Origin of the sequence: Streptococcus suis (assembly GCF_002960445.1) — a bacterium.
GTDB classification, from domain to species: Bacteria; Bacillota; Bacilli; order Lactobacillales; family Streptococcaceae; genus Streptococcus; species Streptococcus hyiners.
Genome location: NZ_POJD01000237.1, coordinates 1 through 376, shown reverse-complemented (window position 1 = coordinate 376; position 376 = coordinate 1). Strand labels below are relative to the sequence as shown.

Annotated in this window: 1 pseudogene; it reads left to right on the top strand. The window is 38.8% G+C overall.

Annotated features, from left to right (window positions below):
* Window positions 1–376 (top strand): annotated as a pseudogene (locus C1G53_RS09105) (restriction endonuclease subunit S); the annotation flags it as partial.

Here is a 376-nt window from a genome sequence, read left to right as displayed (position 1 = left end):
GCTTGCCGAACAAAAACGGATTGTTGCTCACATCGAGCGAGCCTTGGAACAAGTTGAAGTCTATGCTGAAAGTTACAATAAACTCCAAGAGTTAGATAGAGCTTTTCCAGATAAACTGAAAAAATCTATCCTCCAGTATGCTATGCAAGGAAAATTAGTTGCACAAGATCCGAACGACGAACCCGTCGAAGTCTTACTTGAAATGATTCGTGCTGAAAAGCAAAAACTCTATGAAGAAGGCAAGCTCAAGAAGAAAGATTTGGCGGAAATAATGGTCGAAAAAGGAGATGATAACTCTCCTTATGGGAAGATTCCGAGAAATTGGACTCTTCTTTCTGTCAAAGATATTTTTTCAATTACGACAGGGTTATCTTAT